Annotated in this window: 17 protein-coding genes; 13 read left to right on the top strand and 4 right to left on the bottom strand. The window is 68.2% G+C overall.

The annotated features are described in order from the left end of the window. Window positions 1-289 precede the first annotated feature (289 nt). From NA3_RS28130 to NA3_RS28150, 5 genes are read left to right on the top strand one after another with little or no spacing between them, the layout of a single operon-like run. Window positions 290-1,111, top strand: a complete 822-nt coding sequence (locus NA3_RS28130) for an FAD binding domain-containing protein (protein ID WP_062966681.1) — start codon at window positions 290-292, stop codon at window positions 1,109-1,111. Next, window positions 1,108-3,822 (top strand): molybdopterin-dependent oxidoreductase, encoded by a 2,715-nt coding sequence (locus NA3_RS28135; protein ID WP_062966682.1) that lies wholly within the window; start codon window positions 1,108-1,110, stop codon window positions 3,820-3,822. The genes NA3_RS28130 and NA3_RS28135 overlap by 4 nt, the downstream gene beginning before the upstream one ends. Before the next feature lie 14 nt (window positions 3,823-3,836). Continuing rightward, window positions 3,837-4,805, top strand: a complete 969-nt coding sequence (locus NA3_RS28140) for an antibiotic biosynthesis monooxygenase (protein WP_062966758.1) — start codon at window positions 3,837-3,839, stop codon at window positions 4,803-4,805. A gap of 35 nt (window positions 4,806-4,840) precedes the next feature. After that, a complete protein-coding gene (locus NA3_RS28145; protein ID WP_062966683.1) occupies window positions 4,841-5,920 on the top strand; it encodes a hypothetical protein in 1,080 nt (359 codons plus the stop codon). Beyond that, window positions 5,890-6,420: a nucleoside deaminase gene (locus NA3_RS28150; RefSeq protein WP_227995269.1), complete on the top strand. Its 531-nt coding sequence runs from the start codon at window positions 5,890-5,892 to the stop codon at window positions 6,418-6,420. The genes NA3_RS28145 and NA3_RS28150 overlap by 31 nt, the downstream gene beginning before the upstream one ends. 19 nt (window positions 6,421-6,439) lie before the next feature. Here the strand turns inward: NA3_RS28150 and NA3_RS28155 are convergent, their stop codons facing one another. Continuing rightward, the gene (locus tag NA3_RS28155) at window positions 6,440-7,567 is read right to left on the bottom strand and encodes an XdhC family protein (RefSeq protein ID WP_062966684.1); all 1,128 of its coding nucleotides are present in this window, start codon (window positions 7,565-7,567) and stop codon (window positions 6,440-6,442) included. A 267-nt stretch (window positions 7,568-7,834) separates the two neighbouring features. Here NA3_RS28155 and NA3_RS28160 point away from each other — a divergent pair, with 267 nt between their 5' ends. Further along, window positions 7,835-8,761, top strand: a complete 927-nt coding sequence (locus NA3_RS28160; RefSeq protein ID WP_227995270.1) for an HAD family hydrolase — start codon at window positions 7,835-7,837, stop codon at window positions 8,759-8,761. 10 nt (window positions 8,762-8,771) lie between these two features. On the opposite strand, the gene NA3_RS28165 is transcribed toward NA3_RS28160, so the two are convergent. After that, window positions 8,772-9,623, bottom strand: a complete 852-nt coding sequence (locus NA3_RS28165) for an alpha/beta fold hydrolase (RefSeq protein WP_062966685.1) — start codon at window positions 9,621-9,623, stop codon at window positions 8,772-8,774. Window positions 9,624-9,685: 62 nt separating this feature from the next. Between NA3_RS28165 and NA3_RS28170 the strand changes: the two genes are divergently transcribed. The 6 genes from NA3_RS28170 to NA3_RS37815 all read left to right on the top strand — a co-directional run bounded on the left by NA3_RS28170 (window position 9,686) and on the right by NA3_RS37815 (window position 12,230). Further along, the gene (locus NA3_RS28170; RefSeq protein ID WP_062966686.1) at window positions 9,686-10,222 is read left to right on the top strand and encodes a helix-turn-helix domain-containing protein; all 537 of its coding nucleotides are present in this window, start codon (window positions 9,686-9,688) and stop codon (window positions 10,220-10,222) included. 57 nt (window positions 10,223-10,279) lie between these two features. Next, complete coding sequence (locus tag NA3_RS28175; protein WP_174561115.1) at window positions 10,280-10,660, top strand: hypothetical protein; 381 nt, start codon at window positions 10,280-10,282, stop codon at window positions 10,658-10,660. Between the two features lie 123 nt (window positions 10,661-10,783). Further along, window positions 10,784-10,939, top strand: coding sequence for a hypothetical protein (locus NA3_RS37810; RefSeq protein ID WP_086007330.1), 156 nt, complete (start codon window positions 10,784-10,786; stop codon window positions 10,937-10,939). Window positions 10,940-11,101: 162 nt separating this feature from the next. Beyond that, window positions 11,102-11,728 (top strand): nitroreductase family protein, encoded by a 627-nt coding sequence (locus NA3_RS28180; RefSeq protein ID WP_062966687.1) that lies wholly within the window; start codon window positions 11,102-11,104, stop codon window positions 11,726-11,728. Window positions 11,729-11,875: 147 nt separating this feature from the next. After that, window positions 11,876-12,016, top strand: coding sequence for a hypothetical protein (locus NA3_RS37170; protein ID WP_157126602.1), 141 nt, complete (start codon window positions 11,876-11,878; stop codon window positions 12,014-12,016). A 58-nt stretch (window positions 12,017-12,074) separates the two neighbouring features. Continuing rightward, a complete protein-coding gene (locus NA3_RS37815; RefSeq protein ID WP_167355056.1) occupies window positions 12,075-12,230 on the top strand; it encodes a hypothetical protein in 156 nt (51 codons plus the stop codon). Between the two features lies 1 nt (window position 12,231). Here the strand turns inward: NA3_RS37815 and NA3_RS28185 are convergent, their stop codons facing one another. Further along, on the bottom strand, window positions 12,232-13,095 hold the full coding sequence (locus tag NA3_RS28185; protein ID WP_062966688.1) for an alpha/beta fold hydrolase: 864 nt from the start codon (window positions 13,093-13,095) through the stop codon (window positions 12,232-12,234). Between the two features lie 23 nt (window positions 13,096-13,118). Here NA3_RS28185 and NA3_RS38270 point away from each other — a divergent pair, with 23 nt between their 5' ends. Beyond that, window positions 13,119-13,277, top strand: coding sequence for a hypothetical protein (locus tag NA3_RS38270; protein ID WP_218021906.1), 159 nt, complete (start codon window positions 13,119-13,121; stop codon window positions 13,275-13,277). Window positions 13,278-13,314: 37 nt separating this feature from the next. Here the strand turns inward: NA3_RS38270 and NA3_RS28190 are convergent, their stop codons facing one another. Beyond that, entirely contained in the window at window positions 13,315-13,983 is a 669-nt protein-coding gene (locus NA3_RS28190) for a DedA family protein (RefSeq protein ID WP_062966767.1), read from the bottom strand. Window positions 13,984-14,182 lie beyond the last annotated feature (199 nt).

Below are 14,182 nucleotides of genomic sequence, written 5' to 3' on the forward strand. Positions count from 1 at the left end.
GTTCTCGGCAAGGCTCTTCGGATACACACTTCGCCCCCACCTCCGGAACCGGTCCCGCCCAACCCTTTCGAACGAGGACTCGACCCGTGCATGCCACGGCGCCCCTGCCGCCACGCCCGACCCGACCTTTTCCGGCACTCCGCCACAAATATCCCGCCGATCGACTACACGAGAAAATCTCGAGCAATTCATCGGTAAATACGAAATATCGCGAAACACCTCGCACATCGACATAAAATCCTACAGTCGATATGTCCTGCAGAGCCGGTCGCCAGACTTGGAGGCTCGTATGGATCTGAACACCGTCGAGGACGTCATTCGCCGGCCCTCGACTCGTCCGGGCCCGGATTGGCGCCCCGGTGACGCGTGGCTGGCCGGGGGAACGTGGTTGTTCTCCGAACCGCAGCCCACCCTGCGCCGGCTCGTCGACCTCACGTCGCTCGACTGGCCCAGCCTGGTGCCCACCGCCCAGGGCCTGGAAATCGGCGCGACGTGCACGATCAGGGAGCTGCACGAGTTCGCGCCGCCCCAGGACTGGTCCGCCGGCGGTCTGCTGCGCACCAGCTGCGAGGCGTTCCTGGCGTCGTTCAAGATCTGGAACGCCGCGACCGTGGGCGGCAACATCTGCATGTCGCTGCCGGCCGGTCCGATGATCACCATGAGCGTGGCACTCGAGGCGTGCTATCGGTTGTGGGCGACGGACGGGACGGAGCGAACGGTCGCGGCCGAGAATTTCGTGGGCGGCAATCATCTGAACGCGCTGGGCCCGGGAGAAATACTGCGAAGTATCCACATTCCCGCCTATGCGTTACGAAAAGCGTACGCGCACCGGAGATTCAGCCTGACCAAGCTGGGCCGGTCCACGATATTCATGGTCGCCACCCGCACGCCGGGCGCCGACGACATGCTCCTGTGCATCACAGCGGCGACCGCGTATCCGATTGTCCTGCATTTCGATTCCGCTCCCGAGGCCGAAACAGTGCGGGACCACATCGATGCGATCCCGGCGGAGGTATGGTTCGCCGACCCCAACGGCACACCGGAGCACCGCAGACACCTCGCCCGGCACTACGCCGAGGAACTCCGGGCCGAACTCGGAGGCGCGAGATGAGCTTCGTCGTCAACGGCAAGACGTTCTCCCAGCAGCCACGGTCCGGGCAGTGCCTGCGGACCTTCCTGCGGCATCTGGGCTGGTTCGGGGTGAAGAAGGGCTGCGATGCCGGCGATTGCGGCGCGTGCACCGTGTGGCTGGACGGTCGTCCCGTGCACAGTTGCGTCACACCGGCATTCCGCGCCGACGGACACGAGGTGACGACGATCGAAGGGCTCGGGACACCCGAGAACCCGCATCCGATGCAGCGGCAGTTCCGCGACGCCCCCGGCTTCCAGTGCGGCTTCTGCACCGCCGGCATGATCATGACCGCGGCGGCGCTGACCGACGAACAGAAGCAGGACCTGCCGCACGCGCTGAAGGGAAACCTGTGCCGCTGCACCGGCTATCGGGCCGTCGAGGACGCGATCAACGGCGTGTCCTCGATCGAGGTGGCCGAACCGGGGGCGGTGATCGGCACCAGTGTCGCCGCACCGGCCGCCACCGGCGTGGTGACGGGCCGCGCCGAGTACACGATGGATACCGCACCCGAGGGCATGCTCCATCTGAAGGTGCTGCACTCCCCCCACGCCCACGCGCGCATCGTCTCCGTCGACAAGTCCGCGGCGCTGGCCGTACCGGGTGTACAACGCGTGTACACCTGGGAAGACGTGCCGCGCAAGCTGTTCACCACCGCCGTCCACACCGACCACCTCGTGGACCCCGACGACACCTACATCCTGGACAACGTCGTGCGTTTCGTCGGACAGCGGGTCGTCGCGGTCCTCGCCGACTCGATCGCCGCCGCGGAAGAGGGCTGCCGCCGAGTCGTCGTCGAGTACGAGGTACTGCCCGCGGTATTCGATCCCGAGCAGGCGATGGCCTTCGGCGCACCGCAACTGCACGGCTCCGACGATCCGTTCGTCCACGACCCGACCCGCAACATTCTCGTCGAACTGCACGGCGAAATCGGTGATACCGCATCGGGTTTCGCCGAGGCCGACGTCGTGCACGAAGGCACGTACTTCTCACCACGGGTGCAGCACGTACATCTGGAGACGCACGGATCGATCGCCTGGATGGACGCGGGCCGGCTGCACGTGCGGACCAGTTCGCAATCTCCGTGGGTCGCCAAGGGCAAACTGGCCCACCTGTTCGACCTGCGCCCCGACCAGATCCGGGTCTTCTGCGAACGCGTCGGCGGAGGTTTCGGCGGCAAACAGGAGGTGCTCAGCGAAGATCTGGTGGCCCTGGCAACCTTGGACACCGGCCGCCCGACCTGCCTGGAGTACACCCGTGAGGAGGAGTTCACCAGCGCCCCGACCCGGCATCCGATGAAGATCACGGTGAAGCTCGGGGCGCGCGCCGACGGCACGCTGACCGCGATCCACTTCCGCAACGTCTCCAATACCGGCGCGTACGGCAACCACGGCGGCGAGACGCTGTTCGCCGGGGGCTCGGCCGTCGCCGCCTACCGCTGTCCCAACAAGAAGTTCGACGGCTACGTGGTCTACACCAACACCCTGCCCAGTGGCGGCTTGCGCGGCTACGGCATGACCCAGCCGGTCTTCGCGATGGAATCGGCGATGCACGAACTGGCCGTCGCGCTCGGCATGGATCCCCTGGAATTGCGGCGCCGCAATATCGTTCGCCCGGGTGACGCGCTGCTGTCGATCCACGACGAGGCCGACGACGTCGCCTTCACCGAGGACGGCCTGGGCGCGTGTATCGACCGCGTCGACGCCGCACTGCGCGCGCATCCGGACGGCCAGGCACTGGGCGCGGACTGGTCGATCGGCACCGGCACCGCCGGCTCGATCCACGAAACCGCGCCCCCGACCGAACACATCTCGGTCGGGCTGGCCACCCTCGGTGACGACGGCATCTACGAGATCGCCGTGGGCACGGTCGAATTCGGTGAGGGAACCTCGACCGCCCACGTCCAGATCGCGGCCGCCGAGCTGGGAACCACCCCGGCACGGATCCGGCTCGTCCAATCCGACACCGACAGAACCGGTTTCGACACCGGCGCCTTCGCCAGCGCGGGACTCTTCGTGGCCGGCAACGCCGTTGCGCGATCCGCGGCGGCGCTGCGCGACCGGATCCTGCGTTTCGCCTCCGCCTATACCGGTGTCGACCTGGGATCGTGCGCCATGGACGACGACGCCGTGCGCTGCGGTGACACCCGCGTTCCGCTCGCCGACCTCGCCGTGAGCGCCCGGAGCCGGGGCGCGCGACTGACCGAATCGCGCAAGGCGTACGGCTCACCGCGCAGCCTGTCCTGCAACGCCCACGGATTCCGGATCGCGGTACACCGCGTCACCGGCGAGATCCGGATCCTCTACAGCGTGCAGGCGATCGACGCCGGGGTGGTGATCAACCCGGAGCAGGTCCGCGGACAGATCGAAGGCGGTGTGGTCCAGGGCGTCGGTTTCGTCCTGACCGAACACCATCAGATGAACAACGGCGTGGTGACCAATCCGACGCTGCGCAACTACCGCATCCCCGCCTACGCCGACGCTCCGCGCACCGAGGTGATCCTCGTCGGCTCGACCGATTCGGCGGGGCCGCTGCGGGCCAAGGGCATCGCCGAATCCTGCGTCAATCCCGTGGCGCCCGCCCTGGCGAATGCCGTGTACGACGCGACCGGTGTCCGCTACCGCGAGCTACCGCTGACGCCCGACCGGATCTTTTCGGCGCTGCGGGAATCCCGGCTGAGCTCGACCGGCTGAGCCGGGAGACCATGATGCCCCGCGAGACGCCCGCCGGTCATGCCGCCACCGTCATCATCGGTGAGAAGGTCCGTCCAGGTTGCGAGGAGGCGTTCCTGGCCTGGCAGCACGGGCTCAACAGCATGGCGTCGCAGTATCCGGGATTCATCGCCGCGGAAATCGATCCGCCCGCACACCCACAGGCGCACTGGTCGCTGATCTACCGCTTCGACTCGATTCCGAATCTGCGCGCGTGGATCAACAGCGCCACCCGTCAGGACAGCCTCGCCGAGGGGCGGCGCTATCTCGACGGTCCACCCACCCAGCAGATCGTCACCGGCGCGGCCGCACCACCGGACACCCTCGTCACCGCGGTGGTGACCCATCGAGTCCCTCCCGAGCAGATCGACGAATTCCTGGAGTGGCAGGACCGGCTTCGCTGCGCGGAGAACAGGTTTCCCGGATTCCGCGGATCGGAGATCTTCCGGCCGATCGAGGGCGTGCAGGACGAGTGGACGATGCTCTACCGCTACGACAGCGCCGCCGACCTGGACCGCTGGCTGACCTCCACCGAGCGGCAGCGACTACTCGACGAGGGAAAACGCTTCAGCGACTTCCACTTACGCACGATCGACAACTCGTTCGGCAGCTGGTTCGCCTTCGCGGACGGCGGCCCCGCGCACACACCGTCGCAGACGAAGACGTCGATCGCGGTGTGGGTCGGTTTGTACCCGACGGTCGTGCTGCTCTCGCTGGCGATGGCGCCCGCAGGGCTGCCGCTGTGGCTGGGCATGCTGATCGGAAACCTGTTGTCCAGCTTCGTCATGACGTTCGTGACGATGCCGCGCTATGTGAACCCGCTGCTCGAACGCTGGCTGCACCCGGCACCCGGTCCGGCGCGCAAGGCGATCGAGATTCGCGGCGCCGTGCTCATCACCGCGGTGATGGCGTTCTGGACGGTGCTGTTCTGGCTGGTGACCACCGTGTTCTGGCATCTGCCGTGACACCGGCCCACAACCGAGAAGGAGAAGTGACGACAATGACCGAATCGAACGGCAGCGCGGTCCCGGCCTTCATGCGCCCGGTGATCGCCGACGAGCCGCCGGCCGGCGCCCGCACCGTCGCCGAACAGTCGGTGCTGGCGCTGAACGCCGCCATGTTGCAGCTGTACGACACATCGCTGGAGAAATTCAAACAGAACATGCTCGACCAGGTGCCGATCATCCTGGCGCTGTTCACCGGCGCGGGCGGGCAGATGATCCTGTACCGGCCCGGGCGGGAACCGGAAGTAGCGCCGCCCGTGCCGATCGTCTACCAGCTGGCGAAGTCGGTGGGCCACAGCACCATGGCGATCTACGAGATCGTCGCACCGTACATTTCCAACGCGTACGCCAATCAGCTGTGGCGTCCGCCGCTGGAGATGTACCGGGCCCAGCACCGCACGGCGTTCGACAGCCTCGGCGCGCTGGACATCTCGGACGAGGACCGCGCGGTGTTCCATGAGATCCTGCGGCGCAATCTGACCTTCATGGACGAATGCCTCACCCGGGGCGGTTACCGCTACGACGACGTCGAAAAATACATCCGCGACACCGAGCCCTGTTCGGCCCGGTCGATCGGCATCGGCTCGGGGGCCCAGGTCGGCCACTGGATGGCGGTTCTCGACGAATGGAAGGCGAGCCTCGGCGAGGACTGGGAGCGCACCTACGCGGTGAGCAACTCGCTCTACGTCGCGCGGCAGAACAACATCCTCTACAGCGTTCTCGTCCAATTCATGGGCACCGAGACGATGGGCGACCGGTTGCTGCTGGTCGAGACGACGGAATTCGAGACCACGCCGGAGAAGTTGCTCGACGTACTCGGCCGCATCGTCGCCGACCGCTCGCTGGGCATGGTGTTCTTCCGCGACTACTACCTCATGGACGCCGAACTGCTCGGTGGCGGCGGGCGCGCGGCCATCGAACGCGAAATGGCCGCGCGCGGACGGGAAGCGGTGCTGCCGCCCCTGGCGCCGTTCCGTTCCTACGAGTGGCCGTGGAAGACCGACCCCACCAAGGGAACCGGCCCGGCACGACTGGAGGACGTCGGATGCCCCATCCGGCCGGAACCGGTCGGCTGATGCCGGAGAAGCCGAGTTCCGCGGATTTCACGCAGCGCGCCGTCGACATCGCTCGCGCCAGCGTCGCCGCGGGCGGACTGCCGTTCGGGACCGTGATCGTCAAGGACGGCGCGATCCTCGCCGAGGGCAGCAATTGTGTCGGCACCACTCACGACCCGACCGACCATGCGGAGATTCGCGCCATCCGCGCGGCATGCCGGAGGTTGGGCACCGAGTATCTGACCGGCTGCACGGTGTACGCCATCGCGCACCCGTGCCCGATGTGCCTGGCGGCGTTGTACCACTGCGCGCCCGACGAGGTCGTCTTCCTGGCCACGCGCGAGGATTGCGCGCCGTACCTGAGGGGCGGGAAGGACAAGTACTTCGAGCCCGGCACCTTCTACGCCGAGTTCGCCAAACCCTGGGAGGAGCGGCGGTTGCCGATGCGCTATCTGCCGCGCGCCGATGCCGTGGCGGTGTACGAGCAGTTCGCGCAGCGGCACGACGGTGAATCGTTGTGACACAACGGTATCGGCCACGTCACGGGGTGTGGTCGTGGTGGATCGGTCCGGCGAGTTCGGTCAACGGGTGACCGGCGCCGCCCCGGGTGCGCATGATGATCTCCGCGACGATCGACACCGCCGTTTCCTGCGGGGTGCGAGCGCCCAGATCCAGGCCTACGGGGCCGGCGAGGCGGCGCAGTTCGGCGTCGGTGAGTCCCGCCGCGCGCAGGCGGCGCAGCCGATCGTCGTGCGTGCGCCGCGATCCCATCGCGCCGACGTAGCCGAAGGCGGGGAGCCGCAACGCCACCCGCAGGAGCGGAACATCGAATTTCGGGTCGTGGGTGAGCACGCACACGACGGTCCGGCCGTCGAGGGTGTTCCGCTGCGCCTGCGCGGTGAGGTAGCGATCCGGCCGGTCCACGACGACCTCGTCGGCGGCCGGAAATCGGTCCACGGTCGCGAACCTCGGGCGGGCGTCGCAGACCGTCACCCGGTAGCCGAGCAGAGCGCCCTGCTGTGCCAGCGCTGCGGCGAAGTCGATCGCGCCGAAGATCAGCATCCGTGGCCGGGGCGCGAAGGTGTTCACGAAGACATCCATGCCCGCCTCGAAGGGATGGCCGTCCGGCCCGCAGTTGATCACACCGGCACGGTCGGCCGCGAGCAGCTCGCGCGCACACGCGGCCACGGCGGCGTCGGCTCGTCCGGAGCCGAGCGATCCGTGGATCGAATCCGGAGTGACGATCAGCCGCCGGCCCAGCCGCGCGCCTTCCGAGGCTGCGACGACCGTGGCGATCGCGGTCGGGCGGTCGGCGGCGATGTCGGCGCGCACCCTCGGCAGGTGCCGGAACGTCTGCCGCGATATCGGCTCGGCGAAGACGTCGATCTCGCCGCCGCAGGTGAGCCCGATACCGAACAGCTCATCGGTGTCGACCCCGTAGCTCTGTAGCCGAGGCCGGCCGATCCGCACCACCTCGGTGGCCAGTTCGTAGACGGCCGCGTCCACGCAGCCCCCGGAGACCGATCCGGCGACGCTGCCGTCGGGAGCCACGATCATCGCCGCACCCGCCGGGCGCGGTGACGATCCCCTGGTGCGTACGACCGTGGCGACACCGGCGGTGCCACCGGATCGCCAGATGGGCGTCAGTGCCGCCAGGACGTCGCGCACTGCCGTACGCACCCTTCGGTCGCAGTGTCCGACTGCTGTAACCGCATCTTTGAATGATGCGCGCCCCCGGGCAATCGCGCGGCAACAATGGGCAGTCGTGGCGAATGATCTCCGCAGGAGCCGGTCAGCTCGTCCCCGCTCGTCGCCGCTCAGCCGGGGGCATCGCATCGCCGCGTCCGCTGCCGTACATACTGGCCACGACACAGCAGACACGAGGACCGACCGTGCCGGCGGTGCGCCCCGCTGTGGCGCGTCCCGTGCGGCGGTGTGGGCGACGACGAAAGTGGGCAGGTGCGCAGCGGATCGGTGGATGGCGACATACCGGAAAACAGGGGCTCCCTGGGCCGTTCGACGGTCCCGGCACCGCCGTCCTGGTCCTCGATCCCGCCCGGCGACCACGATGTGCGACTGGTCGTCTGCGATATGGACGGCACCCTGCTCACCGATTCCGGTGTCGTGCCCGACACGTTCTGGCCGCTGCTCGAGGTGATGCGTTCGCGGGGAGTGACCTTCGTGCCGGCCAGCGGGCGGCAGTACGCGACGCTGGCCGCACTGTTCGAGCGGGCGCCGGAGGGCGTGTCGTACATCGCCGAGAACGGTTGTCTCGTCGTGCATTCCGGCGTCGTCGTGTCCACGGCCTGCCTGGAGTTCGATACCGTGCGAGAGGTCGTGCGGGCGACTCGGGAAGCGCCCGGCGCGGCCGGACTCGGACTGGTGGTGTGCGGCCTGGACAGCGCCTATATCGAGCGCACGGATACGGCGTTCGTCGCCGAGGCGGCGAAGTACTACGCCCGCCTCGACCACGTCGACGATCTCACCGCGGTGACCGACAAGGTGCTGAAGCTGGCGATCTACGACTTCGCCGATGCCGAGCGGACGGCCGAGCGGGTGTTCGGATCGATCGCCGCACGCGAGCAGGTCGTGGTGTCCGGCAAACACTGGATCGACATCATGAGCCGTGACGCGGACAAGGGTCGCGCGGTGCGGTCGCTGCAGGAGGCGCTCGGGATCCCGCCCACCCGCACCGCGGTGTTCGGCGACTACCTCAACGATCTCGAGATGCTCGATGCCGCGCGGTGGTCGTTCGCGATGGCCAACGCCCACCCCGAGGTTCGGGCCCGCGCCCGCTACCTCGCTCCCGCCAACGACGCGGACGGCGTCGTGACGGTGTTGTCGCGAATGTTCGACTCCTGAGCACTGCCCGTCACACCGCGCGCTCGGGTGCGCCGGCCATCCGGAGCACCGCGGCGGCCACTTGATCCGGGCACTCGGCCGGCACGATGTGCTCGGAGTCGGCGTCCTCGAACCGGCCGTTCACCCGATCGGCGAATCGGCGTTGGTACTCGCGGATGGTGTCGTGGTGGCGGGCGTGCAATCGGTTGGCGCGCAGCGCGGAGATGACCACGACCTCGCCGCGCGGTGGCTGCGGTGGATTGTCGCGGAATGCGCCGATGCCCGTGGCGAAGGCATCGAATTCGCTTCGTGTGCAGGCTATCCCGGCGGGGGTGAAATCCTCCCGCAGCATGGTCTCGTAGGTGTCGGCGGGAAACATCCGGCCGTAGGACCCCGTCAGCACCCGCATCACCGGACGCCAGCGCGCGAGCGACTGTTGCACCGCGAGAATACGATCCGTCTTCGCCGCGGTCGCCGCCCAGTCCGCGTAGAACGGAGCCGCTTCCGGAGTCGGATCGACCAGCACCACACCGATCGGCTGCGGCACGAGATGTTCCGCCGCGCGGCGCACGATCAGCCCACCCATGCTGTGCCCCACCAGAATCAGCCGGCGCGGTGCCAGTGCCTCGATCAACGCGGCCAGCGTGGCCGCCATCTCCTCGATGCTCTGTGGCGGCTGCACCCGAGCGCTGCGGCCGCGACCGGCACGGTCGTAGGTGACGGTCCGTACGGCATCGCCGAGCCGGGACACCACCGGATCCCACAGCGTGCGCCCGGCGCCGGCACCGGATTCGAAGAGCACACAGGTCTCCCCCGCACCGGCCCGCTCCACATATAACTCGATGCCGCGCACCGTCATTCGTTCGCCTGGCACGTTGCGCATCCGGATCCCCTCTCGAACAATACCAACTTTGGAAATGATACCAATAATGGGATAGTTGAGATATGGATCCTGCCGATCTCCTTCTGCATCCGGTGCGGCTGCGCATCGTGCACGCCCTGTCCGGGGGCGCGCCGCGAAACGCCGGTGAGTTGTGCGACCGCCTGCGCGATGTGCCCCGGACGACGATCTACCGGCACCTGGGACTGCTGGTGGAGGGCGGCATCCTGGAGGTCGCCGGTGAGCGGCGGATTCGCGGTGCGGTCGAGCGGTCCTATCGGCTGCGCGCCGACCGCCCCGCGATCGACGCCGACGCGGCCGCGGCCATGACACTCGACGACCACCGTCGTGGATTCGCCACCGCCATGGCCGTCCTGATCGCCGAATTCGACGCCTACCTCGACGAGCCCGGCGCCGATCCGGTCGCGGACGCCGTCGGCTATCGCCAAGGCACACTGTGGCTTTCACCCGACGAACGCAATGCCATGCTCGACGGATTTCGCCGCGTCCTCGCCTCCGTCAGCGGGAACGGTCCCGGCCCGGATCGCCGCCCCTATCTGATCAGTCCGGTCATGTTTCCCGGTGCGCGCACACCCGGCTGAGGCAGTCACATCGCGTTCGTCGTGCGTGCGGGATACGGACGTGCGAGGCTGGGCGACATGTCCGAACGTGCGGATGTCTCACCGAATCTCACCGAACAGGGCCGCGGCCCGGCCATCGCGCGAGTCGCGACCGAACTGATCGCCTGGGTCGCGGCGCCGTGGGCGCTCGCCTCGTGGTCCGTGCCGGCGGCGGTGATCGCGGTGGTCGTCCTGATCGGTGTACCGGCGATCTTCGCCACCCGCGGCGACAAGAAGCAGGTGCTCGTCGCCGTCCCCGGCTGGGCCACCATCACGATGATGCTGGTGCTGATCGCCGCGGCGGTGCTGGGCGCCTGGTTCGCCTGGCCGGCCTGGGTCGCCGTGCTCGTCACCGTGCTGGCGGTCGCGACCGTCGGTACCGAACTGCCGCGCTGGCGGTGGCTGGCCCGCGCGCCCTGACGCCGCTTTCTCTCCCGAGACGTTCTGTTTACGCCCGTCGAGGCCGGGTATCTGCGATTTGTTACCGACGTACGGCCGAACGCGGCAGCGCCTGGATAACAAAAGGCAAAGGGAGAGTTTCACATGATTATTCTGGGAGTCATCCTCCTCGTTCTCGGGTTCGTTTTCAGCATCCCGATCCTCTGGACCCTGGGCATCATCGCCGTCGTCATCGGCGCGATCCTGGCCCTGCTCGGAGCGTTCGGACGTCCGGTCGCCGGCCGCGCACATTATTTCTAGCGACGGCGAATTCCTTTCTCCGGAGCGCGTACTCCCACCAAGTGGCGGGAGTGCGCGCTTCGCCATTCGTGGGTGCATACCGCATCGCTTCGGCGCATCCGGGAACAAAACCCGGGTCGGGCATCCTTGGACGGTATACGCCGACCCAGAAGGAGACCCGTAGTGACCGAACTGCTTCCGCTCACCCCGGATGAACTGCTGACCACCACGCGTGCCGTGCGCCGCCGTCTGGATCTGACGCGGCCCGTGCCGCTGGAGGTGATCCGCGAGGCGCTGGAGGTGGCCCTGCAGGCGCCGTCCGGAGGTAATCGGCAGCATTGGCACTGGATCGTGCTCACCGATCCGGCGGTCAAGGCGCAGGTCGCGGAGCATTACCGGCGCTCCCATCTGGCCTACCGGGAGGCCGGGGGCGAACCCGCCGACGAGAGCGCCGCACGCATCGCCACCAGTTCGGATTATCTGCGTGAGGTGATGGCGGAGGTCCCGGTGCTGGTGATCGGTGCGATCAGCACGGGCACCAGTGGGGCACTGCCCGACAACCAGGCGGGACTGTGGGGTTCGCTGCTTCCGGCGGCGTGGAGCCTGGCGCTGGCATTGCGCGCGCGGGGCCTCGGAACCACCTGGACCACACTGCATTTGCAGTACGAGCGCGAGGTCGCGAAGATTCTCGGCATTCCCGACGACGTCCGCCAGGGGGTGCTACTCCCGGTCGCCTACACCAAGGGCACCGACTTCCGGCCCGGCCCGCGTGTGGATCTGGACTCGGTACTGCACATCAACGGCTGGTGAGAGGGCTGCCCGGCCGGACGACGTTCGTAGCCGTCGGGTTCGCGGATGTTGTGACACAACCCATACGCCGCTTCTGCGAGATATGTTGTGGCGCTTGGGGTTCGGGGTAGGTCTGGAGTACCGACCGATCGCGGAAGGAGAGAGCTCGTGAACGTTTCGATCACCGCTTCCCACCGTCGCCGCCGGGCCACGCCGAACGACACCGAGGACCCCCGGTCCGCCGTCCTCGTCCTGATGGTCTGGGCCGCATTGATCGTCGCGGCCGGCGTACTCCTCATCTCGCTCTAGGCGTTTGCCGCTCGGCTGTCGAGGTAGTCCGCTACGAACCTCGAGAAAGGACGACTTCATGTCCCAACCGAATCATCCGCACGACGACGACACCGACGAACCGCGGGGCGGGCGGCCCGGACCGGTGGACGAGGGCGACAACGGCGGGATGGCGACCCGGGAGGTCGCCGACGACGTCGGCACCGAGGAGCACGCCCAGGAACCGCCGGACTGAGTCAGCTCCGGTGGTGGCCGGCCACCGGCGCTCGCAGATGGTCGATCAGCAGTGCGGCGACCCGGTCGGCCGCTTGTTCGGGCAGCCAGTGCGAGGCGCCGTCGAGAGCCTCGTAGCGATACGGGCCGGTGACGTAACGGCGGCACGCCTGCGCTGCGGCCCGTGCGACGTAGCGGTCGGCGGTGCCCCAGCAGAACAGCGTCGCAACGTCGACGGAGCCGACCGGGCGGCGCAGCGCGAACGGAAGACCCCGGTACCAGTTGACCGGGCCGCGCATATCCCCTCGATGCGCCGCGCGCGCCGCATAGCGGTCCGCGGAGGCCGGATCGAGTCCGGCGCGGACCAGCGCTTCTCGCATGGCCCGGCCGCCCTGGGCGGACAGGACGAGTTCCGGTAGCCACGGCAGCTGACAGGCGGCCATGTACCACGATCGCAGCGCCTGGCTGCTGGTGACCATGGCGCGCGCGAAGGCCATGGGATGTGGCACCGACAGCGCGGTCAGCGATGCCAGCCGGTCGGGCCGCTCGGCGGCGACGGACCAGGCGAGCGCGGCACCCCAGTCGTGACCGACCAGATGAAAGCGCTCGGCACCCGCCGCGTCGGCCAGGGCATGCACGTCGCCGGTCATGCGGGCCGTGGCATACGCCGAACGCGCCTTGGGGCGCGCACCCGGTGAGTAACCCCGCAGATCCGGTGCCAGCACGCGATAACCCGCCGCGGTGAGCGCGGGCGTGATCGCATCCCAGCAGTGGCGATCTTCCGGAAACCCGTGCAGCAGCACCACGGTTTCCGGCGTTTCGCTGCCCGGAGCCGGTGGCGTATCGGTGACGTCGAAGACGAATCCGGCGTGCGTGAACGTGTCCATTGTCCGTGCCCTTCCCTGACCCCATGCGCGAACAAATCACCGCCGCGAGCGCGGATCCGATCGACGCGGTGCCGACAGTAACGGGCCCCGGGCGCGGCGCTCATCCACCCGCGGACGGATTCCACGACCGACCGGAGAACGAGGTGGACACGATCGCCGCCCGCCTCGTGCGGGGATCATGACCGCACCGATGCCGCAGGACGACGCTCGATGTCACGCCTATCGCCGGCGGGCTTCCGCCCTCTCCCCCGCGTCGTCCTCGGCCGGGCTGTCGTCGCCGGGTTCTTCTTCACCCGTCCCCGGAAAGAAGTGCCGCACCACGCGATCGACGAGGAAGCCCAGCACGATCGCGCAGGCGATGCCGATCACCGCGGCCAGGAGTGGCTGATCGCGCAGCCAGCGTCCGAACGCGCCGGCGATCACCACCGAATACGCCGCCCAGCTGATACCGCCGATCACCGTCAGCGGGACGAATTTGCGGCGGGGATATTCGGTCGCCCCGGCGGTCATGTTGACGGCAATGCGACCGACCGGGATATAGCGGCCGGTGATGACCAGCAGGGCCGCGCGTTTGTCGAGCATTCCACGCGCCCAGTCGAATGCCCGCCGGATCTTCGGCTTGCGCATCCACGCGAATCGATCCGTGCCGATGGCGCAACCGATCGTATAGGCGAGGTTGTCGCCGATGACCGCGCCGGCCGCGGCGGCGAGCACCAGCAGCCAGACGGACGGTTTGCCGGTCGAACTGCCGATGGCGGCCAGCGCGGCGATCACCGATTCGCTGGGGACCGGTGGGAAGAAGGCGTCGACGATGCACACGCCCAGCAGCGCGAAATACACCCACGGCGACCCGGCCGCGCCGGTGACGAAATCCTGCAGTTGGTTCATCCCATCGACACCCTTCCTGGTCTTCTGGCGAGTGCCCAGGATCGCGTCGCCGAACCCGATCGGGCCGAGTCGCTCGGGTACCGGGTGGTCCGGGCGCCGTCGTCGCACCCCGGGCGTGGACGATCTCGCCGGTCGTCCCGGCGGTGAACGGGTTCGCGCAACGGATCGAATACCCTTATGCCGCAACAGTTCAGCGCAT

It is taken from the genome of Nocardia africana NBRC 100379 (assembly GCF_001612635.1).
GTDB classification, from domain to species: domain Bacteria; phylum Actinomycetota; class Actinomycetes; order Mycobacteriales; family Mycobacteriaceae; genus Nocardia; species Nocardia africana.